Annotated in this window: 22 protein-coding genes; 5 read left to right on the top strand and 17 right to left on the bottom strand. The window is 71.2% G+C overall.

The genetic code is table 11. The features are described 5' to 3' along the window. Positions 1-13: 13 nt before the first annotated feature. The 4 genes from NE234_RS38105 to NE234_RS38090 all read right to left on the bottom strand — a co-directional run bounded on the left by NE234_RS38105 (position 14) and on the right by NE234_RS38090 (position 5,144). Positions 14-1,279 (bottom strand): amidohydrolase, encoded by a 1,266-nt coding sequence (locus NE234_RS38105; protein ID WP_252785831.1) that lies wholly within the window; start codon positions 1,277-1,279, stop codon positions 14-16. Beyond that, entirely contained in the window at positions 1,266-2,432 is a 1,167-nt protein-coding gene (locus tag NE234_RS38100; protein ID WP_252785830.1) for a glutamate--cysteine ligase, read from the bottom strand. The genes NE234_RS38105 and NE234_RS38100 overlap by 14 nt, the downstream gene beginning before the upstream one ends. A gap of 272 nt (positions 2,433-2,704) precedes the next feature. Continuing rightward, entirely contained in the window at positions 2,705-3,475 is a 771-nt protein-coding gene (locus NE234_RS38095) for a maleylpyruvate isomerase family mycothiol-dependent enzyme (RefSeq protein ID WP_252785829.1), read from the bottom strand. A gap of 55 nt (positions 3,476-3,530) precedes the next feature. Continuing rightward, on the bottom strand, positions 3,531-5,144 hold the full coding sequence (locus NE234_RS38090; protein WP_252785828.1) for an acyl-CoA mutase large subunit family protein: 1,614 nt from the start codon (positions 5,142-5,144) through the stop codon (positions 3,531-3,533). Between the two features lie 346 nt (positions 5,145-5,490). Between NE234_RS38090 and NE234_RS38085 the strand changes: the two genes are divergently transcribed. Then, the gene (locus tag NE234_RS38085) at positions 5,491-6,963 is read left to right on the top strand and encodes a D-alanyl-D-alanine carboxypeptidase family protein (protein WP_252785827.1); all 1,473 of its coding nucleotides are present in this window, start codon (positions 5,491-5,493) and stop codon (positions 6,961-6,963) included. Between the two features lie 20 nt (positions 6,964-6,983). Here NE234_RS38085 and NE234_RS38080 read toward each other — a convergent pair whose 3' ends face one another. The 4 genes from NE234_RS38080 to NE234_RS38065 are packed head-to-tail and all read right to left on the bottom strand — an operon-like array spanning position 6,984 to position 10,858. Next, a complete protein-coding gene (locus NE234_RS38080; protein WP_252785826.1) occupies positions 6,984-7,919 on the bottom strand; it encodes a YihY/virulence factor BrkB family protein in 936 nt (311 codons plus the stop codon). 58 nt (positions 7,920-7,977) lie between these two features. Then, entirely contained in the window at positions 7,978-8,520 is a 543-nt protein-coding gene (locus NE234_RS38075; RefSeq protein WP_252785825.1) for a 2'-5' RNA ligase family protein, read from the bottom strand. Continuing rightward, positions 8,513-9,541 (bottom strand): tryptophan--tRNA ligase, encoded by a 1,029-nt coding sequence (gene trpS / locus NE234_RS38070; RefSeq protein ID WP_252785824.1) that lies wholly within the window; start codon positions 9,539-9,541, stop codon positions 8,513-8,515. The genes NE234_RS38075 and trpS overlap by 8 nt, the downstream gene beginning before the upstream one ends. Before the next feature lie 12 nt (positions 9,542-9,553). Further along, a complete protein-coding gene (locus tag NE234_RS38065; protein WP_252785823.1) occupies positions 9,554-10,858 on the bottom strand; it encodes a hemolysin family protein in 1,305 nt (434 codons plus the stop codon). Positions 10,859-10,955: 97 nt separating this feature from the next. On the opposite strand from NE234_RS38065, the gene galE reads away from it, so the two are divergent. Next, on the top strand, positions 10,956-11,903 hold the full coding sequence (galE, locus tag NE234_RS38060; protein ID WP_252785822.1) for a UDP-glucose 4-epimerase GalE: 948 nt from the start codon (positions 10,956-10,958) through the stop codon (positions 11,901-11,903). Between the two features lie 103 nt (positions 11,904-12,006). On the opposite strand, the gene NE234_RS38055 is transcribed toward galE, so the two are convergent. Further along, positions 12,007-13,269, bottom strand: coding sequence for an ABC transporter substrate-binding protein (locus NE234_RS38055; RefSeq protein WP_252785821.1), 1,263 nt, complete (start codon positions 13,267-13,269; stop codon positions 12,007-12,009). Positions 13,270-13,431: 162 nt separating this feature from the next. Between NE234_RS38055 and galK the strand changes: the two genes are divergently transcribed. Together galK and NE234_RS38045 are read left to right on the top strand one after the other, a co-directional pair. Further along, complete coding sequence (gene galK / locus NE234_RS38050; protein ID WP_252785820.1) at positions 13,432-14,550, top strand: galactokinase; 1,119 nt, start codon at positions 13,432-13,434, stop codon at positions 14,548-14,550. Between the two features lie 36 nt (positions 14,551-14,586). Further along, positions 14,587-14,949 carry a hypothetical protein gene (locus NE234_RS38045; RefSeq protein WP_252785819.1) on the top strand — a complete coding sequence of 121 codons (363 nt, stop codon included), beginning with the start codon at positions 14,587-14,589 and terminating at the stop codon, positions 14,947-14,949. Between the two features lie 73 nt (positions 14,950-15,022). Here the strand turns inward: NE234_RS38045 and NE234_RS38040 are convergent, their stop codons facing one another. The 4 genes from NE234_RS38040 to NE234_RS38025 all read right to left on the bottom strand — a co-directional run bounded on the left by NE234_RS38040 (position 15,023) and on the right by NE234_RS38025 (position 20,254). After that, entirely contained in the window at positions 15,023-15,337 is a 315-nt protein-coding gene (locus tag NE234_RS38040) for a hypothetical protein (RefSeq protein ID WP_252785818.1), read from the bottom strand. A 239-nt stretch (positions 15,338-15,576) separates the two neighbouring features. After that, positions 15,577-16,566, bottom strand: coding sequence for a malate dehydrogenase (locus tag NE234_RS38035; protein ID WP_252785817.1), 990 nt, complete (start codon positions 16,564-16,566; stop codon positions 15,577-15,579). Between the two features lie 715 nt (positions 16,567-17,281). After that, positions 17,282-19,513 (bottom strand): NADP-dependent isocitrate dehydrogenase, encoded by a 2,232-nt coding sequence (locus tag NE234_RS38030; protein WP_252785816.1) that lies wholly within the window; start codon positions 19,511-19,513, stop codon positions 17,282-17,284. A gap of 342 nt (positions 19,514-19,855) precedes the next feature. Beyond that, positions 19,856-20,254, bottom strand: coding sequence for a DUF3017 domain-containing protein (locus tag NE234_RS38025; protein ID WP_252785815.1), 399 nt, complete (start codon positions 20,252-20,254; stop codon positions 19,856-19,858). A gap of 177 nt (positions 20,255-20,431) precedes the next feature. Here NE234_RS38025 and NE234_RS38020 point away from each other — a divergent pair, with 177 nt between their 5' ends. Then, a complete protein-coding gene (locus NE234_RS38020) occupies positions 20,432-21,148 on the top strand; it encodes an FHA domain-containing protein (RefSeq protein WP_252785814.1) in 717 nt (238 codons plus the stop codon). 115 nt (positions 21,149-21,263) lie between these two features. Here NE234_RS38020 and NE234_RS38015 read toward each other — a convergent pair whose 3' ends face one another. The 4 genes from NE234_RS38015 to purN are packed head-to-tail and all read right to left on the bottom strand — an operon-like array spanning position 21,264 to position 24,570. Then, positions 21,264-22,115, bottom strand: coding sequence for a bifunctional methylenetetrahydrofolate dehydrogenase/methenyltetrahydrofolate cyclohydrolase (locus NE234_RS38015; protein WP_252785813.1), 852 nt, complete (start codon positions 22,113-22,115; stop codon positions 21,264-21,266). A 52-nt stretch (positions 22,116-22,167) separates the two neighbouring features. Beyond that, positions 22,168-22,356 (bottom strand): hypothetical protein, encoded by a 189-nt coding sequence (locus NE234_RS38010; RefSeq protein ID WP_252785812.1) that lies wholly within the window; start codon positions 22,354-22,356, stop codon positions 22,168-22,170. Between the two features lie 58 nt (positions 22,357-22,414). Then, positions 22,415-23,965 (bottom strand): bifunctional phosphoribosylaminoimidazolecarboxamide formyltransferase/IMP cyclohydrolase, encoded by a 1,551-nt coding sequence (purH, locus tag NE234_RS38005; protein WP_252785811.1) that lies wholly within the window; start codon positions 23,963-23,965, stop codon positions 22,415-22,417. Further along, entirely contained in the window at positions 23,962-24,570 is a 609-nt protein-coding gene (gene purN / locus NE234_RS38000) for a phosphoribosylglycinamide formyltransferase (protein WP_252785810.1), read from the bottom strand. Before purN ends, purH begins: the two co-directional genes overlap by 4 nt. Positions 24,571-24,590: the final 20 nt, after the last annotated feature.

The following is a 24,590-nucleotide window of genomic DNA, read 5'->3' as shown; positions in this document are numbered from 1 at the left end:
CCGGGCGTGTTCGTCAGGCGGCGGGCTCTCCGATGGGTTCGGCGGCGCCCGCGCGCCGGTCCTCCCACAGGGCGGTCAGGGCGGTGGCGACCATGATCCGGACGCCGACGCCGATGCTCCGCTCGTCCACGTCGAAGGTGCCGCGGTGCAGGTCGTACGCTCCGGCCATGCCGGGGGCCGCGACGCCGAGCCGGGCCAGCGCGCCGGGGATCGACTCGAGGTACCAGCCGAAGTCCTCACCGCCGAGGCTCTGCGGAGTGCCCGCCGCGCCGTCCTCGCCGATCACCGCTTCGACGGCGGTGCGGAACATCTCGACGCTCGTCCGCTCGTTGACGGTCGGGGGCACGCCGCGGACGTAGTCCAGCTCGGCCTTCACGTCGTACGCGCTGGCCACCGAGTCGAGCAGGGTCTTCATCAGCTCGGGCGCGGAGTGCCACGCCTCGTCGTCGAGGCAGCGCACGGTGCCCTGGGCGATGCCGTCGTCGGGGATCGCGTTGGCCACCGAACCGGCCGACACCCGGCCCCACACGAGGCTCAGGCTGGAGCGCGGGTCGACGCGCCGGGACAGCGCGGCCGGCAGCTCCGTGACGATCTTGGCCAGGGCGTACACCAGGTCGGCGGTCAGGTGGGGGCGCGCGGTGTGGCCGCCCGGACCGGCGACCCGGACGTTCACCTTGTCGCAGGCCGCGGTGATCGGGCCGACGCGCAGGCCGAGCCGCCCGACCTCCAGGCGGGGGTCGCAGTGCAGGGCGAAGACGCGGTCGACTCCGGCGATGCCACCGGCGGCCAGGACGTCCAGGGCGCCGCCCGGCGTCTCCTCGGCCGGCTGGAAGATCAGCCGCACCTTGCCGGGGATCAGGCCGGCGGCGGCCTGCCGCGCGAAGAACCGGCCGACCCCGAGCAGGATGGTCGTGTGCACGTCGTGGCCGCACGCGTGGCAGACGCCCGGCACCGTGGAGCGGTAGGGGACGTCCTTCTCGTCGGTCAGCGGAAGGGCGTCGATGTCCGCGCGCAGGCCGACGACCGGCCCGTCTCCGTTGCCGACCTCGCACACCACGCCGGTGCCCTTGGGCAGCCGCTTCGGCCGCAGCCCGGCGGCGGTGAGCGCCTCGATCAGGCGAGCCGTCGTGCGGTGTTCGGCGAAGCCGAGCTCCGGATGCATGTGCAGATCCCGGCGGAAGGCAATGAGATCGTTCTCGTTCTCGGCGAGGAACGAGTCGAGTTGCGGTCTCAGCCCTCCTCCCGCTGGCTCATTACCGGGGAGTTCAGGCCCCCGCATGTGTCACCTCCCGTGGATTGACGAACCGGTCCTCCCGGCATTCCGTGAGAGCCGCGGTAACGACGTCCTCAAGGCTGCCGCCATCGGCGACGATGGCGCGTTGCCGCTCATACGAAGCGCCCTGGTCGAGGACGTCGGAGAGCACCTTCAGATCTTCGGCGCAGCCGAGCCGGTCCGCTATCGGCTCCAGCTCCCGGACCAGTTCGTAGAGCTCGTCGCGGAGCGGAGCGGTGGTTCCCTGATCGTCGGTGATCACGATGGCGTCCAGGCCGTAACGGGTCGCGCGCCATTTGTTGTCGCGTACGACCCATGCGGCTGGGCTGGGCAAAGTGTAGCCGCGATCAAGCTGGTGATCGAAGAGTTCGACGAGGGATTGACAGAGTGCCGCGGCCATTCCGACCTCGCGAAGGGTTGGAATGCCATCGAACATCCGAATTTCGATCGTTCCGAAATCCGGGTGCGGCCGGATGTCCCACCAGACCTCTTTGATGCTTCTGATCGCCTGGGCGCGCAGCAGCGTCTCCATGTACGCCTCGAACTCCGCCCAGTTCGCGAGCAGGTGCGGCGGCCCCGCGGTGGGCAGCGAACCGAAGACGATCGCCCGGCTGGAGGCCAGGCCCGTGTCGTGGCCGCACCAGTAGGGGCTCGATGCGGTGAGCGCGAGGAAGTGCGGCAGGTAGGCGGACAGGGCGTTGACGATCGGAATGGCCTTGTCGCCGGAGCGGATGCCGACGTGAACGTGCACGCCGTACGTCTGGATGCGCCGGGCGAGCCACTGGTACTGCTCGACGAGCTCGGCGTAGCGCTGGATCGGCGCGAGCTCCGCGTCCCGCCAGTCGCTGATCGGATGCGTGCCGGTGCAGGCGAGTCCGATGCCCCGCGGCTCGGCGACGGAACGGAGCTCGGCGATCGTGGCGGCCAGGTCGGCGCGCGCCTCGGAGACCGTGTGGCACACGTCTGTGACGATCTCCACGGTCGACTCCATGAGCTCATGGCGGATCTTGGGGTTGCGCTCGGCCTCGCTGAGCCCGGGCAGCGCCCCCAGCACCTGTCCGGCGTCCTGGCGGAGGCGCCGCGTCTGGTCGTCGACGAGCTGAAGCTCCCACTCGATGCCGAGCGTGGCACCCCGTGAGGCGTTGAACGCGATGGCCACGGCCAACCTCCGTCCCTCAATCCTTGCAGGTTAACGCCGCCCGTGTGGCGTAATTCGGCCAGCACGTCAGGTGCCGAGGGTGAGCACCGAAACCGCCCCGATCCGATGCCCATCATGCCGCCGACCGCCTGCCGTCTCGGGAGGTCTTTGCCCCACGATGCACGGTTGACTCTTCTGGGGCACCCCCCGGGCGACCGGCACCATCCGATCCGGCTATGAGCAATCCTCAGTAATGACCAGAAGGATCATGCGTCACCGGTCCGGACGTCCGCTCAGGGCGTTACGGCCATGCCCGCGAGCACCCGCCCGGCCAGGTCACCGTCTCCGGTGATCTGCACCTCGGCGTCCGCCGGGTCCACGCGGCCGCCGCCGAGCCGGAAGAACGTCTCCCAGCCCATGCGCAACCGTACGGTCGGCTCCCGCGGCTCCTCGGCGAGGCGGCCCCGGCGGTCGGCGCCCATCTCGACGCACCAGCAGCGCCCCGGGGTCTCGACCACCACCGACTGGCCCGGCTCGGGCCGCGCCCGCTTGCCGACGATGAGCGGCAGCAGACCCCCGAGGATCCGCGCGCTCACCTCGGCGGCGGGACCGTCGAGGTTGCCCGGACGCCCCGTCGCGCGGCGTACGTCCTGCTCGTGCATCCACACGTCGAACGCCCGATGCGCCATGAAGTCGCCGTACGGCATGTCCCGGCCGAAGGGCGTGGTGACGACCTGGGCCAGGTCCACGGCGCCGGATCGCAGCGACGCGACACGCCGCTCGATCACCCCGCGCAGCTCGCCGACGACCTTGTCCGGCGGCCAGGAGCGGAAGGCCTCCACGTCGAGGGCGGTGTTGGCCACCGTACGCGGCTCACCGTCGGGAGCCTCGCCGAGCAGCCAGCGCTCGATCCCCAGGATATGCGCGTACTGGTCCTGAACCGACCAGCCCGGGCACTCGGTCGGCCGAGCCCAGTCCGCCGCGTCGAGCTCCCCGCCCAGCGCGATCATGGAATGGGCCGTCTGTTCCAGGGCGTCGATGTTCGCCCGCCACTCGTCGCTCATCGCGTGCATCCTCTGCTCCTGGGGGGTGGTGGCGCTGAACGTTCGGTGTGAACGGTCAGTACGCGTCGGCGGGGACGTAGACGCCCCAGACGTCGCGCAGCGCGTCGCAGACCTCGCCGACCGTGGCCCGGGCCCGCAGCGCCTCCTTGAGGGGGTACAGCAGGTTGCCGTCCCCCGCCGAGACGTCGCCGGCGGACGCCTGCTCACCTTCCTTCTCCGCGAGGTGACGCAGATCGTCGAGGCGCCGGCGGACCTCGTCGTTGTCCCGCTCGGCGCGCAGCCGCGCGAGCCGCTCGGCCTGGGCCTCGCCGATGGCCGGGTCGACGCGCAGCGGCTCGTACGGCTCCTCGTCCTCGGTACGGAACTTGTTGACGCCGACCACGACCCGCTCCCCGCCGTCGATCTCCAGCGCCGTGCGGTAGGCCGACCGCTCGATCTCGGCCTTCTGGAAGCCCTTCTCGATGGCGTTCACCGCGCCGCCCAGCTCCTCGACCTGGTCGATGAGGGCGCGGGCGGCCTCCTCGATGTCGTCGGTCATCGACTCGACGGCGTACGACCCGGCGAACGGGTCCACCGTGCGGGTCAGGTCGGACTCGTTCGCGATGACCTGCTGGGTGCGCAGCGCGAGGCGCGCGGCCTTCTCGGTGGGCAGCGCGATCGCCTCGTCGTAGGAGTTGGTGTGCAGCGACTGCGTGCCGCCCATGACCGCGCCGAGCGCCTGGATCGCGACGCGGACGAGGTTGACCTCGGGCTGCTGGGCGGTGAGCTGGACGCCTGCGGTCTGGGTGTGGAACCGCAGCATCTGGGACTTGGGGTTCTTCGCGCCGAACTCGTCGCGCATGATGTGCGCCCAGATCCGGCGGGCCGCGCGGAACTTCGCGACCTCCTCCAGCAGCGTGGTGCGGGCGACGAAGAAGAACGACAGGCGCGGGGCGAACGCGTCGACGTCCAGGCCCGACTCGACGGCCGCCCGGACGTACTCCTTGGCGTTGGCGAGGGTGAACGCGATCTCCTGTACGGGCGTGGCCCCGGCCTCGGCCATGTGGTAGCCGGAGATCGAGATCGTGTTCCACTTGGGGATCTCGGTCCGGCAGTACCGGAACGTGTCGGCGACGAGCCGCAGGCTGGGCTTCGGCGGGAAGATGTAGGTGCCCCGCGCGATGTACTCCTTGAGGATGTCGTTCTGGATCGTCCCGGTGAGGCGGTCGGCGGAGACGCCCTGCTCCTCGGCGACGAGCTGGTAGAGGAGCAGGAGCACGGCCGCCGGCGCGTTGATCGTCATGGACGTCGAGACCTCGCCCAGCGGGATGCCGTCGAACAGCACCCGCATGTCCTCGATCGAGTCGATCGCGACGCCGACCTTGCCGACCTCACCGCGGGCGAGATCCGCGTCGGAGTCGTACCCCATCTGGGTGGGCAGGTCGAACGCCACCGACAGGCCCGCGGTGCCGGCCTCGATCAGCTGGTGGTAGCGCCGGTTCGACTCGGCGGCGGTGCCGAACCCGGCGTACTGCCGCATCGTCCACGGCCGCCGGGTGTACATCGTGGGGTAGACCCCGCGCGTGAACGGGAACGCGCCCGGCTCGCCCAGGCGCTCCGCGGCGTCGAACCCCTCCAGCGCCCCGGGCCCGTAGACGGGTTCGATCGGCAGCCCTGACTCCGAACGCATACCGTCCATCACCTTTCCAATCAAGGCCGCCGACCTGAGGAAACGCTCTCGGCGGCGCGGGCTGCGCGACTCACCGTCGCCCTGGTGCGATCGTACGACCGATCGTCTCCCCGTTACCTGGCGGCCACAAGGTGGCCTACTTCACACCTCGGACGTCCTTCCGTGGATGGCAGGGAATCCGGTAGATCGGGCGGGATCACCGCCCCAATTCTTGGCCAGCATCAGCCACCCGAACTTTTCAAATCCGGCAAGGCGTCTCAAAACAGCGAGCGGACTCCCGCAGGCCGCATTATTGGGGGTACACCCGCTGTGTCGCTCCCGTACCGCCGTCTACCGTTGGGCCGCCATGCGAACTTTGATCGCTTGCATCACTCTTTCTGGTGTTGTCGCGCCGGCGCTGTTCGCCGTGCCGGCCCGAGCCGACACGGTCGTCGGCGGGCCCGAGCTGAGCGGGCACGGTTACATCTGGGACCACTCGGCGGGGGTGTCCGCGCCGCCCCACATTCAGGCGTCCTCGTACGTCATCGCCGACCTGGAGACCGGGCGGATCCTGGCGGCGAAGGACCCGCACGGTGAATACCGGCCGGCCAGCACGCTGAAGACGCTCACGGCGATCACGCTCATTCCGCGCCTGGACCCGGCCAAGAAGATGAAGCCCTCACCGAACGCGGTCAACGCGTCCGGGTCGGCGGTCGGCATGGACACCAAGTGGACCTACACCGTGCGCGACCTGTTCCACGGCCTGCTGATGCAGTCGGGCAACGACACCGCCATCGCCCTGTGCGAGGCGAACGGCGGGCTCCAGCCGTCCCTCGACCAGATGAACGCCGAGGCCCACCGCATCCAGGCCCTCGACACGGTCGCCCGTACGCCCAACGGCCTCGACGACGACCCGCCGCTCACGCTCGCCCAGCAGCACAGCTCCGCGTACGACCTCGCACTGATCATGAAGCAGGGCCTGAAGCTGCCCGACTTCCGCAAGTACGTCGGCGCGACGCTGTACCACTGGCCGGCCCCGCCGGACAAGAAGGAGCGTGAGAAGGGCGAGAAGACCGGCGGCTACGAGATCGGCACGCACGACCACCTGCTGATCGGCAGCAGGCCCTACAAGGGGATGATCGGCGGGAAGAACGGCTGGACCAGCCACGCGCTCGGTAGCTTCGTCGGCGCCGCCACCCGCGACGGCCACACCATCATCATCGCGCTGATGCACGCCCAGTCCGACTTCTGGGACGACGCCCGCTCCCTGCTCGACTGGGGCTTCGCCGAGCGCGCGAAGGCGGGCGCGGTCGGGACCCTCGTCGACCCGATCCCGCCGCCGCAGCCGAAGAGGCCTCCGGCGCCGGCGACGACGAAGAAGCCCCTCGCGGTCCGCGTCTCCCCGGCCGACGGCCCCGACTGGGCCAAGCTGGGCGCGGCGGGCGGCGGCGGCCTGGTCCTGCTGGCGATCGTCACCGGGCTCGGGATCGGCCTGCGCCGCCGGCGGCGGGCGGCGCTCGCCGCGGCCGCGCCATCGCCCGCCGGCGGTCACAACGTCCGCGCCTTCGACCCGGAAGGGCCGCCGTCCGGCGCCGCGTCCGGGACGGCGGACGGGCCCGGCGGAGCCTCCGGGCTGCGGCACCCGGGAGATGTCAAGGTCGCGGGCGCCCCGTCGTCCTCCGGCGCGAACGGCCCGTCCGCCCAGGAGACCGCCCCGAACCCGGTGCGGCGCGGCCGGGACGACGAGGACGCCGGGCCCGACGGCGACGGCACCGGGCGTGACGGCGAGGGCGCCGTTGGCACCGACCGTCAGGCCGGCGACGAGGAGGCGTCGTCCTGATCTGAGGTGAGTCGAGTGATTCAGGCCTTCTGCGGCTGGGCCGGTGGTTCCTCGTCCACGTTCAGCACCACCCGGCGGGTGGCGGTCCACGCCGCGGTGAACAGGATGAACCGCGACACCACGTTGATCCAGATGAGCAGCCCGACGATCACCGCGAACGACGCGTACAGCGGATTGCGCATGACGTGCCCGATGAGGAACGTGCCGAGCAGCTTCAGCGCCTCGAAGCCCACGGCGCCGAACAGGCAGCCGCGCAGCAGCCGCCGCCAGGGCGCGCGGGTGCCCGAGAGGCGGGCGAACAGCACCAGGAAGATCAAGATGTTCGCCGCGATGGCGACGCCGATCGCCACCAGCCGCAGCACCGTGCCGGCGCCCGGCACGTCGGTCAGCCCGGTCCGGTGCAGGACGGCGTGGGTGGCGGAGGTGGCCAGGCCCGACAGCGCGACGGACGCGAGCAGCGTCAGGCCCAGGACGACCAGGACGGCCAGGTCCGAGAGCTTCTTGATCACCGGGTTGGCGTCGTAGTCCGGGTCGCCCTTCCACATGGTGCGCAGGGACTCGCGCCAGACGCCGACCCAGCCCAGGCCGCTCCAGGCCAGACCGAGCAGCGCGATCACGCCGGCCCCGGCCTTGGCGTCGGCGATCTGCTGGACCGGGAGCTTGTCGGCGAGGCCGGGCAGGAGCTGGTAGATCGCCTTGGTGACGTAGTCGCGGGCGCCGGGGCTGATCGCCACGGCGTACCCCATCACCGCGAACGCCAGGGCGACCAGCGGGAAGAAGGACAGGAAGCCGTAGAAGGTCAGGGCGGCGGCCATCCGGTCGCCGCGGAACCGCTGGTAGCGGTCGTAGGCGCGGCCCAGGTGGTCGAACCACCTCCAGCGGGCCCGCAGCCCGCGCAGGAAGGCCTTGAAATGCTCCTCGACGGAGGAGACCCCCCGCTGCACCCCACTGATCACCGGCGCCATGGTGGGGGACTACCCCGGCCCGGCGAGAAGATTCACCCGGAGTAAGCAATCATGAACGGTATGCGCGGCCGCCGAACGGGAAGTGCCACCGGGGCCGCCACACGCCGTCCAGCCCGTGCTCGTACAGCGAGAAGCCGTCCACGGGGAACTCCGCCTCGTACGCGGCGAGTTCCTTGAACGCCTGATCGAGCAGGTCGTCCGGGAGGTGGTGGGCGACGGTCACGTGCGGGTGGTACGGGAAGGCGCGCTCGACCGCGAGCGGGCCGCGGCGGACCTCGTACTCGAGGCGCTCGCAGTCGCCGATGCCCTCGGCCAGCGCGACGAACACGACCGGTGAGACCGGGCGGAACGTGCCGGTCCCCCGCAGGTGGATGTGGAACGGGCGTTCGCGCAGCGCCACGCCACGCAGATGCCGGTCGATGTCCTCGATCATCGGGGCCGGCACCCGCGTCGGCGGGACGAGCGTGATGTGCGCCGGGATCGACGAGGCGAGCGGATCGCCGAACGAGGCGCGGCGGCTCTGCAGCTCGGGACCGTACGGATCGGGAACGGCGACGGCCACTCCGATCGTTCGCTCCTCGGCGTCAGGCACGGCCCAGGAACCCCACCCGGTCGCGGACCGTCTCCATCGTCTCGCGGGCCACCTCGCGGGCCCGGTCGGCGCCGACCGCGAGCATCCGGTCCAGCTGGGCCTCGTCGGCCAGCAGCTTGCCGGTCCGCTCCCGGATCGGCTCGAAGGTGTCCAGGACGATCTGGGCGAGCTCCTTCTTGAGCGTGCCGTAGCCCTGGCCCTCGAAGTGGCGCTCGAGGTCCTCGATGGAGGTGCCGGACAGCGCGGAGTGGATCCGCAGGAGGTTGGTGATGCCCGGCTTGTTCTCCTCGTCGGCCTTGATCTCGGTGCCGGTGTCCGTGACCGCCCGCATGATCTTCTTGCGCAGCGGGCCCGGCTCGTCCAGCAGGTCGACGATGCCCTGAGGCGAGGACGAGGACTTGCTCATCTTCGCCGTCGGCTCCTGCAGGTCGGTGATCTTCGCGGCGGCCTTCAGGATGTACGCCTCGGGGACGACGAAGGTCTCGCCGAACCGGTGGTTGAACCGCTGCGCGAGCGTCCGGGTCAGCTCCAGGTGCTGCCGCTGGTCCTCGCCGACCGGCACCTGGTCCGCCTGGTAGAGCAGGATGTCGGCGGCCTGCAGGACCGGGTACGTGAACAGGCCCACCGAGGTGCCCGACGCGCCCTGCTTGGCCGACTTGTCCTTGAACTGCGTCATCCGGCCGGCCTCGCCGAACCCGGTGATGCAGGACATCACCCACTGCAGCTCCGCGTGCTCCGGCACCTGGCTCTGCACGAAGAGCGTGCTCCGCTCCGGGTCCAGCCCGATCGCGAACAGCTGCGCGGCCGCCACCCGCGTGCGCCGCCGCAACGTCTCCGGGTCGGTCTCCACCGTGATCGCGTGCAGATCGGCGATGAAGTAGAACGCGTCGTGGGTGTCCTGCATGGTGACCCACTGACGGAGCGCGCCGAGGTAGTTGCCGAGGTGGAAGGAGTCGGCGGTCGGCTGGATGCCGGACAGGACCCGCGGGCGCGGGGCGGACGGGCTGGGCTCGATGGGCATAGCTGGATTCTCTCAGGCTTCGTCGGCGTCGGCCGGTGGGGTCGGCGGCGGACTGAGGCGGACCCGCGACACGCGCCGGCCGTCCACCTCGCTGACGGTGAGGCGATGGCCGTTCACCTCGGCACTCTCCCCCACCTGGGGCAGGTGCCCGAGAACGGCCATCAGATAACCCGCGACGGTCTCGTACGGCCCTTCGGGCAGCTCCAGGCCGGTCTCGTCGGCGAACGCGTCGAGGTTGAGCAGCCCGTCGACCTCCAGCGCCCCGCCGTGCAGCCGGCGGGCGTGGGCGTCCTCGACGTCGTACTCGTCCCGGATCTCCCCGATGAGCTCCTCGACCAGGTCCTCGAGGGTGACGATCCCCGCCGTCCCGCCGTACTCGTCGACGACGATCGCCAGGTGGTGACCCTCGCGCCGCATCTCCGACAGCGCGGCCAGGACCCGCTTGCTGGCCGGGAGGTACAGGACCGGCCTGACCAGCTCGCCGACCGGCGTGGACCGGCCCGCGAGCTGCGGATCCAGCAGGTCGCGCACGTGCACGAACCCGATGACGTCGTCGTGGGAGTCGCGGTAGACCGGGTAGCGGGAGTGCGGGCTGCCGGTCGTCGTGCGGGCGGCCTTGGCCAGCGGCGTCGAGGCGTCGAGGAACTCCACCTCCGTGCGCGGCACCAGCACCTCGCGCAGCTGCCGCTCCCCGGCGTCGAAGACCTCCTCGATGAGGTTCCGCTCGTCCGGGGCGATCTCCGTCGTGCCGGCCACCAGCGAGCGGATCTCCTCGGCGGTGATGGCCTCGCGGGAGGTCTCCGGATCACCGCCGAGCAGCCGCACGATCAGGTTGGTCGACTTCGACAGCAGCCAGATGACCGGCCGCGACACCTTCGCCATCCGGTCGAGGAACGGCGCCACCATCAGCGCGGTGCCCTCGGCCCGCTGCAGGCCGAGCCGCTTGGGCGCGAGCTCGCCGACCACCAGCGTGACGTAGGAGATGATCAGGGTGACGCCGACGACGCCGATGAACCCGGCCAGCCCCTCCGACATGCCTTCGCGGATCAGGGCCTTCTTGGCGGTCTCGGACAGCGTGATCGCGCCGTACGCGGAGGACAGCAGCGCGGTCAGCGTGACACCGATCTGCACCACCGCGAGGAAGCGGTTGGGGTCGCTGACGAGCCTCGCCACCGCGGTGCCGCGCCGGCCGGTCTCGCCCATGCGGCGGACCTGACTGTCGCGCAGCGACACAAGAGCGATCTCGGAGGCCACGAAGAGGGCCTCGACAAGAATGAGCGCGAGGACGATCGCGGCGCTCACCAGCGTTTCTCTCATGAGAAACGCCTAAGACTATGTGGGTCGTCCATGTCCAGGTGGGTTGTTCGGAAGACTAGAGCTGAAAGCGTACCCGTTCATGCCTGTTGGAGGTCCGATGAAACTTCTCGTCACGGGGGGCGCCGGCTACATCGGCAGCGTCGTCTCGGCCCGGCTGCTGGAGGCGGGGCACGAGGTCGTCGTGCTGGACGACTGCTCGACCGGGCACGCCGACGCGGTGGCGGACGGCGCGCGGCTGGTCCGGGGCACCCTCCGGGAGGCGGCCCACGAGACGCTGGCCGCCGGATTCGACGGCGTGCTCCACTTCGCGGCCAAGTCCCTCGTCGGCGAGTCGGTGGAGAAGCCCGGCCTCTACTGGGACAAGAACCTCGGCGAGTCGCTGGCCCTGCTCGACGCGATGCGGACCCACGGGACGCCGCGCATCGTGTTCTCCTCCACCGCCGCGACGTACGGTGAGCCCGAGCGGACGCCGATCCTGGAGACCGACCCGACCCGTCCCACCAACCCGTACGGCGCCTCGAAGCTGGCGATCGACACGACGCTCGCCGAGTACGCCCGGATGTACGGCCTCGGCGCGGTCAGCCTGCGCTACTTCAACGTCGCGGGCGCGTACGGGCGCTACGGCGAGCGGCACACGGTCGAGACGCACATCATCCCGAACGTGCTCAAGGTGCCGCTCGGCGAGCGCGAGTCCGTCGCGGTCTTCGGCACCGACTATCCGACCCAGGACGGCACCTGCGTCCGCGACTACATCCACGTCGTCGACCTGGCCGAGGCGCACCTGCTCGCCCTCGACGCCTGCGCCCCGGGCGAGCACGAGATCTTCAACCTGGGCAGCGGATCGGGCTACTCGGTCCGCGAGGTGATCGACGTGTGCCGCGAGGTCACCGGGCAGGAGATCCCGGCGGTGGAGAGCCCCCGGCGGCCCGGCGACCCCGCCGTGCTGATCGCCTCGTCCGCCAAGATCTCCGACCGGCTCGGCTGGAAGCCCGAACGCGACCTGCGGGCGATGGTGACGGACGCCTGGGCGTTCGCGCGCCGGTAGACGATCGGGCGTTCCGCGGCGGCGGGTCACGAGGCACGCCGCCGCGGGGCCGCTCGGGACGCCCGCGGCGGTGGGCCGGACGGCACGCCGCCCTGGAGCGCCCTCACCCGGCGGTCAGCGGGCCGAGCTCGGCCTGGAGACGGGCCAGCGCCCCTTCGGGGCTGATCCGCCCCCGGAGGGCCGTATAGGCCGCCTCCTGGATCGCGGTCGTGACGTCGCCGTAGCGGACGGCCTCCGGCCGCGGCACGGCGTTCCGGATGGAGACGGCGAGCGTCGGCAGGTACGGCTGCGCCTTCACCATCGCGGGGTCGGAGTACAGGGCGGCGCGGGACATCGGGTAGGCGCTGCCCAGCCCGAAGGTCCTCTCGGCCTCGACCCCGGTGACGTACCGGATGAACTCCAGCGCCGTCCTCTTGTGCTTCGAGTACGCGGAGATCGCGACGTTGTTCCCGCCGAGGGTGGAGACGCCGGGGCCGGTGCGCCCGGGCAGCGGCGCGACCGCGAACCTGCCCGCGACCCGGCTCGAACCGTCGGTCCTGCCGGCGAGGGCGTAGACGTAGCCCCAGTTGCGGTGGAACAGCAGATCGCCGGCTTCGAAGGCGCGCCGGCCGTTCTCCTCCTGGTACGTCAGGGCGGCCTTGGGGATCAGGCCACGCTGCAGGCCGTCCGTCAGGAAGCGCAGGCCGGCGAGGGCCTCCGGGGTGTTCAGCGCGGGCCGCCCGGAGGCGTCCAGGACGCGCCCGCCCGCGCTGTCGATCGCCTCGGTGACGTTGACGGTGAGGCCCTCGTACTCGTCGTACTGCCCGGCGTAGCACCCGATGTCCACGGACCTGCGCACCTTGGCGCAGTCGTCGGTGAGCTCCTGCCAGGTCCGCGGCGGCCGGGAGACGCCGGCCTTGGCCAGCAGGTCGGTGCGGTAGTACAACAGCCCGGCGCCGGTGAGCCAGGGGGCGGCGTACAGCCTCCCGCGGTACTGCCCGGTCCGGAGCGACGGGGCGAGGAACCCTCCGGTGTCCAGGCCGGTGAGCGGCTCGACCCACCGGTTCGCGGCGAACTCGGCGGTCCAGACGGCGTCCAGCGTGACGACGTCGAACGCCGTGGACCTGATCTGGGCGTTCTGGACGAGCTGCCGGCGCTGGGCGTCCGCCGCCTCCGGCAGGTCGACCAGGGTGACCTTCGCGCCGGGATGCGAGGAGTTCCAGCCGTCGACGATCTTCCGGAGCGTGCCGGTCGGCTCCTTGAAACTCGCCCACGTGATCGGCCCGCCACCGGCCGGATCGCCGGAGCCCCCGGAACAGCCGCAGGCGCACAGTCCAAGGGCCAGGACGGCGCCGAGAAGACTCCGGCGCGACGAACGCTGCTTCATGGGAACTCCACGGATCGGCGACGTCCTCTCGCAAGGATCAACGCGCCGGCCGTACGGGCCGTGCCCGGCGACGACCGGACCACCGCGTCGTGCCCCGCCGCACGAACCGGGCTGGCCTCTTCCCGGTGGGCTGCGACTAGGATCACTGGCCACACGATAGGCATGGTGATCATGGATTTCCGCGACTGCTACGGGCGTGAGCCGGAAGGTGCCTGGCGCGCCCCTGGCCGCGTCAACCTCATCGGCGAGCACACCGACTACAACGACGGCTTCGTCCTGCCGTTCGCCTTGGCCCAGGGCGTCACGGTCACGGCCGCCCGCCGCGACGACGGCGCCCTCGAACTCCGCTCCCTGCAGTCGCCGGACGCCGTACGCGTCACCGACGCCGAGCCCGGCCGGGTCACCGGCTGGGCCGCGTACGCCGCCGGGGTGGCCTGGGCGCTCCGGACGGCCGGGTACGACGTCGGCGGAGCGTCCGTGCTCATCGACTCCGACCTGCCCCAGGGCGCCGGCCTGTCGTCGTCGGCGGCGCTCGAGTGCGCCGTCGCGCTGGCCCTGTGCGACCTGTACGGGATCGAGGTGCCGCGGCCGGAACTGGCCCGCATCGCCCAGCGCGCCGAAAACGACTTCGTCGGAATGCCGTGCGGCATCATGGACCAGTCCGCCTCGCTGCTGTGCACCGAGGATCACGCCCTCCTGCTCGACTGCCGCAGCGGGCTGTCCGCCCAGGTCCCGCTCGACCTCACCGGCCTGTCCCTCCTGGTCATCGACACGCGCGCCGAGCACGAACTCGTCGACGGCGGGTACGCCGCCCGCCGTGCCGCCTGCGAGAAGGCCGCCCAGCTGCTCGGCGTCCCGGCGCTGCGCGACGTCGAGGACCTGGCCGCCGCGCTGCGGGCCCTCGACGACCCGGTCCTGCGCCGCCGCACCCAGCACGTCGTCACCGACGACCACCGGGTCCAGGCGGCCGTGGGCCTGCTGCGCGCCGGTGCCGTCGCCGAGGTCGGCGCGCTGCTGACCGCCTCGCACCTGTCCCTGCGCGACCAGTTCGAGGTCTCCTGGCCGGAGGCGGACGTGGCGGTCGAGGAGGCCGTACGCGCGGGCGCGCGCGGGGCGCGGATGGTCGGCGGGGGCTTCGGCGGCTCGGTGATCGCGCTGGTCCCGTCGAAGCATGAACAGCGGGTGCGCACGGCGGTCACCGAGGCGTACGCCGACCGCGGCTGGGAGGCGCCCCGGTTCATCGACGCCGTTCCCTCCGCCGGGGCGCACCGCGTGTCCTGACGCGCCGGGATCGCTCGCACCGCCATCCTTGGGGGCATGCGGCGGTATGAGGCGATAACGGTGTTCCTACTCCTCGTCGGAGGGGTGCTCCTCCCGGTGGTCGGCTGGCTGATCGGGGCGGTGATGCTCCTCGGCTCGTCCCGCTGGTCGATGCGCGACAAGCTGGCCGGCCTGCTGGTCTGGCCCGGCGGGCTGGCCGTGGCCGTGGCGCTCGTCGCCTTCGCCCCGACCCGCGAGTGCGTGTACGTGGACGACACGGCCGGGCACCGGCACGGCGGCGGCCAGTGCACGGGCACCGCCCTGCCCGGCTGGCTCGGCGCCCCGTTCCTCATCATCGCGATCGCGGGCCCGCTGCTCACCGCCGCCTACCTGACCTGGCGCGCCCGCCGGGTCGCCTGAGGCACTGACGCGGAAGGCCGCCGGATCCCGCCCAGGGACCCGGCGGCCTTCACCGCCGTTCGGTGGGACCGCGTCAGGAGCGGTGGTCCGCCTCGGACCGCGCGAGCAGCTTCGCGACCATCTCCCGCAGCTCGACCTGCCCGGCCATCAGCTCCGGAATGACCTCGACGCGGACCTTGACCTGCGCCATGTCGGTCTGGAGCTTCGACACATCCGTCTTGAGGACGGCGACGTCGGTCTTGAGGACGGCGACGTCGCTCTTGACCTCCGCCATGTCGGCCGTCAGCCGGTCGAGCCGCCGCTCGATCCGGACGTGACCGGCATCGTGATCGTTCATGCGGCTCTCCAGCGCGCGTACCCGTTCCTGCGTGGTCTCGATGATTCCCACGGTGTTACCGCCTCCTCGGTGGGGGGTTGAAATGAACCGAAGGGCGACCGCTGGCTGCGGTGAGTCTCCACCAAGCTCCCTTGTTTCCGTCTGCACGCCCACCCAGACGGACTTGCACGGGGATACGGCCGCTGCCGGCCGGGATGGTGATGGTGCTCGAAGAGGTGACTCTGGACGCAAGGGTCACAGAAGTCACGCTCCGCATCAACTCGATCACGCAGGGAAGCGACGGCGTGGGATCAGATCAGGCCGAGGTTGCGGACGGCGTCGCGCTCCTCCTCCAGCTCGCGCACCGAGGCGTCGATGCGCTCGCGCGAGAAGTCGTTGATCTCCAGGCCCTGGACGATCTCCCACTTGCCGTCCTTGCACACCACCGGGAAGGACGAGATCAGGCCCTCCGGCACGCCGTAGGAGCCGTCGGAGACGACGGCCATGGAGGTCCAGTCGCCCTCGGCGGTGCCGTTGACCCAGGTGTGGACGTGGTCGATGGCCGCACTGGCCGCCGAGGCCGCCGAGGACGCGCCGCGGGCCTCGATGATGGCGGCGCCACGCTTGGCGACCGTCGGGATGAAGGTCTCGCGCAGCCAGGCCTCGTCGTTCACGGCCTCGGCGGCGTTCCGGCCGGCGATCTCGGCGTGGAAGATGTCGGGGTACTGCGTCGCGGAGTGGTTGCCCCAGATGGCGATCTTCTTGATGTCCGAGACCGGCGCCTGGACCTTCTTGGACAGCTGCGCGATGGCGCGGTTGTGGTCGAGGCGGGTCATCGCGGTGAAGCGGTCGGCCGGGACGTCCGGCGCGTGCGACTTGGCGATCAGCGCGTTGGTGTTGGCCGGGTTGCCGACCACGAGGACCCGTACGTCGTCGGCGGCGCCGGAGTTGATCGCCTCGCCCTGCGGCTTGAAGATGCCGCCGTTGGCCTCGAGGAGGTCACCGCGCTCCATGCCCTTCGTACGCGGGCGGGCGCCGACCAGGAGCGCGACGTTGGTCCCGTCGAAGGCCTTCTTCAGGTCGTCGGTGACGTCGATGCCCGCGAGCAGCGGGAAGGCGGCGTCGTCGAGCTCCATCGCGGTGCCCTCGGCGGCCTTGACGGCCTGCGGGATCTCCAGCAGGCGCAGGCGCACGGGTACGTCGGCGCCGAGCAGCTGCCCCGAGGCGATGCGGAAGAGCAGGGCGTAGCCGATCTGGCCGGCCGCTCCGGTGACGGTCACATTGACGGGAGTGCGAGTCATCGTGGTCTCCAGCTGGTACGAGGCCCGTGTCGAGCGCCGAGCGGAGCTCCGATCGGGTCTCTCGTCGTCGAGATATTCCAGCGGCCAGGCTATCGCGCGCCCGGTTCCCCGCCCGCACCGCCTATCGCGGCCCCCGCGCCAACACCTCGGGCACCCGACTGTGCTTCGCCACCATCATCTCCAGGTCGCTCCCGAGATACCCGAGCACCCGCAGCACAGACGCGTAATCCGCCTCGAGGTGGCGATGGTAGATCGGCCTGTGATGGGCGATCCGGTTGCGAAGAGTGCGGAGCCGATCGAGCTCGCGGTACAAAGGATCCCGCCGGTGAGCTCGGTATCCGGGCACGGCCGCCCGCAGCCCGCTGTACCAGAACACGTGCTCGTAGTGCCGGGCGAAGAGACCCACCCAGAAACCGAGTAATCTCCCACGCACCTGGAGTGATGATGTAAGCTCAGTGCCATAAGCCCCGGATCCGCTCCCGCCGAAAGGCGCGCGCCCGGGGCAGACCTTTGTCTGCACTAGGAGTGCAACCTCCAGTCGCCAAATGCAGTGACTTTAGGCAACCATAACCTTACTCTGCGTTTGATGTGCCTGCGCGATAACGGCGAAGGCCGCCCGCCGGGGTGGCGAACGGCCTTCGTGGGGTGAGAGGGATCAGGCCTGGGTGCGGGCGCGCGACGCCGGTGTGGGCGTCACGCGGGTGGCACCGGGGCCTTACGCGGACGGCGTGGCGAGCGTCGCGAGGGCCTCGTTGAAGGTCGCCGACGGGCGCATGACGGCGGCGGCCTTGGCCGGGTCGGGGTTGTAGTAGCCGCCGATGTCGGCCGGGGAGCCCTGAACCGCGAGCAGTTCGTCGACGATCTTGCTCTCCTGCGAGGTCAGCGTCTCGGCGAGCGGGACGAAGGCCTTGGCCAGGTCGGTGTCGTCGGTCTGCTTGGCCAGCTCCTGCGCCCAGTACAGGGCCAGGTAGAAGTGGCTGCCGCGGTTGTCGATGCCGCCCAGGCGGCGGGTCGGGGACTTGTCCTCGTTGAGGAAGGTCTCCGTGGCCCGGTCGAGGGTGTCGGCGAGGACCTGGGCGCGGGCGTTGCCCGTCGTCTGCGCGAGCTGCTCGAAGCTGACCGCGAGCGCGAGGAACTCGCCGAGGCTGTCCCAGCGCAGGTAGTTCTCCTTGACGAGCTGCTGGACGTGCTTGGGCGCCGAGCCGCCGGCGCCCGTCTCGAACAGGCCGCCCCCGTTGATGAGCGGCACGACCGACAGCATCTTGGCGCTGGTGCCCAGCTCCAGGATCGGGAACAGGTCGGTCAGGTAGTCCCGCAGCACGTTGCCGGTGACGGAGATGGTGTTCTCGCCGCGGCGGATCCGCTCCAGGGAGAAGGCGGTCGCCTCGACCGGGGACTTGATCTCGATCTGCAGGCCCGTGGTGTCGTGCTCGGGCAGGTACCGCTCGACCTTGGCGATCAGGGAGGCGTCGTGCGCGCGGTCCCGGTCGAGCCAGAACACGGCCGGGTCGCCGGTCGCGCGGGCGCGGGTGACGGCGAGCTTCACCCAGTCCTTGATCGCGGCGTCCTTGGTCTGGCACATGCGGAAGATGTCGCCCGCGCCCACCGTCTGCTCGAGGACGACGTCGCCGGCCTCGTCGAGGACCCGCACCGTACCGGTGGTCGGGATCTCGAAGGTCTTGTCGTGGCTGCCGTACTCCTCGGCCTGCTGCGCCATCAGGCCGACGTTCGGAACCGAGCCCATCGTCGACGGGTCGAAGGCGCCGTTCGCCCGGCAGTCGTCGATGACGACCTGGTAGACACCGGCGTAACTGCTGTCCGGGATGACGGCGAGCGTGTCGTGTTCCTGGCCGTCCGGGCCCCACATGTGGCCGGAGGTGCGGATCATCGCGGGCATCGAGGCGTCCACGATGACGTCGCTGGGGACGTGCAGGTTGGTGATCCCCCGGTCCGAGTCGACCATCGCGAGGGCCGGGCCCGCGGCGAGCTCGGCGTCGAAGGACGCCTTGATCTCCTCGCCGTCCGGCAGCGACTCCAGGCCGCGGAAGAGTCCGCCGAGGCCGTCGTTCGGCGTGAGGCCGGCCGCCGCGAACGCCTCGCCGTACTTGGCGAACGTCTCCGGGAAGAAGGCGCGGACCACGTGGCCGAAGATGATCGGGTCGGAGACCTTCATCATCGTGGCCTTCAGGTGCACCGAGAACAGGACGCCCTCGGCCTTGGCGCGCGCGACCTGAGCGGTGAGGAACTCCCGCAGCGCCGCGACGCGCATGACGGACGCGTCGACGACCTCGCCCGCCAGGACGGGTACCGACTCGCGCAGGACGGTGGTGGAGCCGTCGTCGCCCGCGAGCTCGATCCGCAGCGAGCCCGCCTCGGCGATCACCGCGGACTTCTCGGTGGAGCGGAAGTCGTCGGCCGTCATGTGCGCGACGTTCGTCCTCGACTCCGGCGTCCAGGCGCCCATGCGGTGCGGGTGGGTCTTGGCGTAGTTCTTGACCGACGCGGGGGCCCGGCGGTCGGAGTTGCCCTGACGCAGCACCGGGTTGACCGCGCTGCCCTTGATCCGGTCGTACCGGGCGCGTACGTCACGCTGCTCTTCGGTCTTCGGGTCGTCCGGGTAGTCCGGCAGCGCGTAGCCCTGCTCCCGCAGCTCGGTGATCGCGGCCTTCAGCTGCGGGATCGAGGCCGAGATGTTCGGCAGCTTGATGACGTTCGCGCCGGGGGTCTCGACCAGCTCGCCGAGTTCGGCGAGCGCGTCCGGGATGCGCTGGTCCTCCGTGAGGTACTCCGGGAAGGCGGCGATGATGCGCCCGGCCAGGGAGATGTCACGGGTCTCCACGGTGACGCCGGCGGTCGAGGCGTATGCCTGGATCACAGGCAGGAACGAATACGTCGCCAGGGCGGGTGCCTCGTCCGTGTGCGTGTAGATGATGGTCGAATCAGTCACCGGGTGCTCCGCTTCACGCTCAACAACATTCGTCAGCAACTCTCAGTTCGAGACAGACGGGCGGGGTCGGCCGCCCTCAGCAGGTCTCAGTCGATCCCTCACGTTTCGTATCGACCAGACGGGTTTCGCGGAGCCCCAGGTGCCCGGCGAGCAGGGATGCGACGGCACCCCGGCCCGGGAAGACACCCCGTGACGTGCAGCGACCGCGATGGGGGACAACATTCCGATCAGCATGAGTGACCTGGGGCACATTTTCCAGTATCGCGACGGGCTCCTTACCTGCAGCCTGCATCATCCCACTGCTCGTCCAGGGGCCGGGCAAAGAGGTCGCGCCTGTGCGGTTCACTGCCCCTTCGCGACGAATGCGACGAGCGTGACGCCGACCGCGGCGGCCGTCATGAGCAGCACGTCCACCCACCGGCGGCGTACCGCGAGCATGCCGGTCTGGCTCTCCGGGAGGACCAGCCGGGCGAGCGCGCCGATGAAAACGGAGGCGGCGATGAGCATGCTGCCCCGCCGGAAGTGGTTGGTCGCGACCACGGCCAGGCCGGCGGCGACACCACAGAGGACGAAGACGTACGGCAACTGACCCAGCCATCGCGGCACCGCCGCGCGGGCCGGTGCGCGCTCCCCGCGCCGCGGGGACGGCGGCGTCTTCGGTCCGGGCGCGGGTTGCGCCGCGGCGGGAACGTCCCCCAGGGACGCGTCGTAGGACTCCGGTGGCCCGTACTGCTCCGACATGACCCCTATCTTGGCAGCCGCCCGCGCGTGGCCCGCCCACCTTCGGGACCCTTCCCGGAGGCTCGAATGTCCCGTAATCTCCGGTGTACTCGGCCCTACCCACCGGTAGGCGGGTGTGACCATGGCCGGTCCGGGTAACCAGGCAGACAGGGGTCGCTAACTACTGGAGGGACCGCTGTGGAGGGCCCGTACATACGGATCGAAGAAACCGGCACGGTACTACCACTGCGCTCCGAGGTCACGACGATCGGACGAGGCCGGGGCGTCGACATACGGCTCGACGATCCCAGCGTGTCCCGCTTGCACGCCGAGCTTGTCCGCCGCGGTCCGTACGTCTACGTCGTGGATCTCGGCCTGTCGCGCAACGGCACGCGGGTGAACGGCCGGCCGATCGCCCGGCGCGTGCTCGAGGACGGCGATGTGGTCAGCTTCGGCGCCGCGCGCTGCCGGATGGGCGGCATCCCGCGCGAGGACGTCGACCCGGACGTCGAGTTGCGCCGTGCCGTCGCCCCGGAGCTCACCCGCCGCGAGATCGACGTGCTGACGTCGCTGTGCCGTCCCGCCCTGTCCGACGAGGCGTTCGTCGCCCCCGCGACGGCCCGGGAGATCGCCACCGACCTGGTGGTGACCGAGGCGGCGGTCAAGCAGCACCTGCTGCGGCTGTACCAGAAGTTCCGCATCCCGGAGGGCGCGAACCGGCGCACCCGGCTGGCCAACGAGGTGATCGCGCTCGGGCTGGTCCGCCCGCTGCCGCCCGTGCACGTCCCGCCCCAGGGCGGCCGTCCTCCCGAGCCCGCACGCCGCCCCGACGGCGCCCGGCCGGGCACGCCGCCGCAGCCGCGCCAGCCGATGACGCCCGGCCAGCCGACCGCACCGGGACGACGCGCCAGCTGACGGCGCGGGTCCGACGGCGCGGATCGGCCGCCTGCGCAGCGACGGGAACGCATGGCCCTCGGCGGCTCGGCGTTGTGCGGCCTTCCGGCCGGGCGGCGCCCGGCCGGTGCACGGCTCAGGCCGAGGCCTTCTCCGCCGCCTCGACGACGTTCGCCAGGAGCATCGCGCGGGTCATCGGGCCGACGCCGCCGGGCATGGGCGCGACCCAGCCGGCGACCTCGCGGACGCCGGGGTGGACGTCGCCGACGAGGCCGTCGTCGGTGCGCGTGATGCCGACGTCGAGCACGGTCGCGCCGGGCTTGACCATGTCCGCGGTGAGCAGACCCGGAACACCGGCGGCGACGACGACGATGTCGGCCTCGCGGGTGTGCGCGGCGAGGTCCTTGGTGCCGGTGTGGCAGGTGGTGACGGTGGCGTTCTCGGAGCGGCGGGTGAGCAGCAGGCCGAGCGCCCGGCCCACCGTGATGCCCCGTCCGACGACGGTGACGTCGGCGCCCCGGATCGGCACGTCGTGGCGGCGCAGCAGCTCGACGATGCCGCGCGGCGTGCACGGCAGCGCGCCGGGCTGCATCAGCACCAGGCGTCCGAGGTTGACCGGGTGGAGGCCGTCGGCGTCCTTGGCCGGGTCGATGCGCTCGAGGACCCGCTGCTCGTCCAGGCCCTTGGGCAGCGGCAGCTGGACGATGTAGCCGGTGCAGGTCGGGTCGGCGTTGAGCTCGTCCACGGCCGCCTCGACCTCCGCCTGGGTGGCGGTCGCGGGCAGGTCGCGCCGGATGCTGGCGATCCCCACCTCGGCGCAGTCGCGGTGCTTGCCGGCGACGTACGCCTGGCTGCCCGGATCGTCGCCGACGAGCACGGTGCCCAGTCCGGGGACGATGCCCTGCTCGCGCAGCGCGTCGACGCGCTGCTTCAGTTCCGCGCGGATCGCCGCCGCGGTGGCCTTGCCGTCGAGAATTCGTGCGGTCACCGTCTCATCCTCTCAGGCGGGGAGAGCGGGAGCCCGATCGACCCGAGGAAGATTACAGCTCGTCCTGGTCGGCGCGCTGACGCCAGGCGACGAGGCGGTCCGTCAGGTGCCAGCTCGCGGATCCCGCGAGGACGGCGGCCAGCACGGCGGCGATGAGGCCGATCAGGGGGCGGACCTGGTCGGTGAGCGTCGCGCTGCGAATGATCGTTTGCACGCCGAACTCGAGGAATCCGTTCGCCACGGGATCTCCCTGGGGGGATTCGGTCGCCGGGGCACGGGGCCCCGGCGACCCGATGGGGTCAGTGGAAGAAGTGCCGGACCCCCGTGAAGTAGAGGGTGACGCCGGCCTTGGCGGCCGCTTCGATCACCTCGTCGTCATGAATCGAACCGCCGGGTTCGACAATAACCCGCACTCCGGAGTCCGCGAGCACCTGAAGGCCGTCGGGGAAGGGAAAGAAGGCGTCCGAGGCACCCACGGATCCGGCGGCGCGGTCCCCCGCCCGGGACACCGCGAGGCGGGCCGAGTCGACCCGGTTGACCTGTCCCATGCCGACCCCGACGGTGGCGCCGTCGGCGGCGAGCAGGATGGCGTTCGACTTGACCGAGCGGCAGGCGCGCCACGCGAACGCCAGGTCGCGCAGGGTGGCCGCGTCGACCGGGTCACCGGTCTTGAGCTGCCAGTTCGCCGGGTCGTCACCGGCGGCGTCGATCCGGTCCCGCGTCTGGCTGAGCAGCCCGCCGTCGATCTGGCGGGTGTCCACCTGGGCGGCCGGGCCCTCCGGGCAGACGAGCAGCCGGAGGTTCTTCTTCTTGGCCGTGAGGAGCTCCAGGGCCTCGTCCTCGAAGCCCGGAGCGACGATCACCTCGGTGAAGATGTCGGCGAGCTGGCGCGCCATCTCGGCCGAAACCGGCCGGTTGGTCGCGATCACGCCGCCGTACGCCGACACCGGGTCGCAGGCGTACGCCTTGCGGTGCGCCTCGGCGATGTCCGCGCCGATCGCGATGCCGCACGGGTTGGCGTGCTTGATGATCGCGACGCACGGCTCGGTGAAGTCGTACGCGGCGCGGCGGGCCGCGTCGGCGTCGACGTAGTTGTTGTAGGACATCTCCTTGCCGTGCAGCTGCTCGGCTCCGGCCAGGCCGCCCTCGCCGTCGGTGTAGAGCGCCGCCTCCTGGTGGGGGTTCTCCCCGTAGCGCAGGACGCTCTTGCGGGTGCGGACCGCGCCGATGACGTCCGGCCAGCGGGTGTCGGTGTCCGGGGCGTACGCGCTCGCGAACCACGACGCCACCGCGACGTCGTACGCGGCGGTGTGGGCGTAGGCCTGGGCCGCGAGCCGCTTGCGCTCCGCGAGTTCGAAGCCGCCGCGGCGTACGGCCTCCAGGACCTGGTCGTACGCCGCCGGGTCGACGACGACGGCCACGGTCTGGTGGTTCTTGGCGGCGGCGCGCACCATCGCCGGGCCGCCGATGTCGATCTGCTCGACGATCTCGTCCGGGGCGGCGCCGGAGGCGACGGTCTCCCGGAACGGGTACAGGTTGGAGATCAGCAGGTCGAACGGCTCGACGTGCAGGTCCTCCAGCTGCTGGACGTGGTCCGGGTTCCGGCGGTCGGCCAGGAGCCCCGCGTGCACCTTCGGGTGCAGGGTCTTGACCCGGCCGTCGAGGCACTCGGGGAAGCCGGTGAGCTTCTCGACCTTCATGACCGGGACGCCCGCCTCGGCGATGCGCGCGGCCGTCGACCCGGTGGAGACGATCTCTACACCGGCCTCGTGCAGGCCCCTGGCGAGCCCTTCGAGTCCGGTCTTGTCGTAGACGCTGATCAGCGCCCGCTTGATCGCGATACGGGTCACCCGATCCTCACTCTCCTGTTCTCGATGGTCCATCCCTCGCGGACCAGACGGCCCACGGTGCCCACGAGCAGCGGGCGTTCGACCGCCTTGATCCGCTCGTGCAGCGAGTCCTCGTCATCGTCGTCCAGGACCGGCACGGTCTCCTGGGCGACGATGGGTCCGGTGTCGACGCCGGCGTCCACGAAGTGGGCCGTGCAGCCGGTCACCTTGACGCCGTATTCCAGTGCCTCGCGCGGCCCGTGGGTGCCGGGGAAGGCCGGCAGCAGCGCGGGATGCGTGTTGATCACCCGGCCGCCGAAGCGGTCGAGGAACCGCTTGCCGAGGATCTTCATGAAGCCCGCGGAGACGACCAGGTCAGGGGCGTACGCGGCGACGGCGTCGGTCAGGGCCGCGTCCCACGCGTCCCGGTTCGGGTGGTCCTTCACGCGGACGACGAAGGTCGGCACGCCGGCGCGTTCGGCGCGGCGCAGCCCCTCGATGTCGTCACGGTCGGCGCCCACGGCAGTGACCCGCGCGCCATAAGCTGGATCGACACACGCGTCGAGCAGCGCTTGTAGATTGGTCCCCGCACCGGAGACGAGGACGACGAGCCGGGCGGACACCATTTCTCCCCAGGAATGACTGG

This window comes from Actinoallomurus rhizosphaericola (genome assembly GCF_024055675.1).
Taxonomy (GTDB): Bacteria; Actinomycetota; Actinomycetes; order Streptosporangiales; family Streptosporangiaceae; genus Actinoallomurus; species Actinoallomurus soli.
This window is presented reverse-complemented; position numbering and strand designations above follow the sequence as displayed.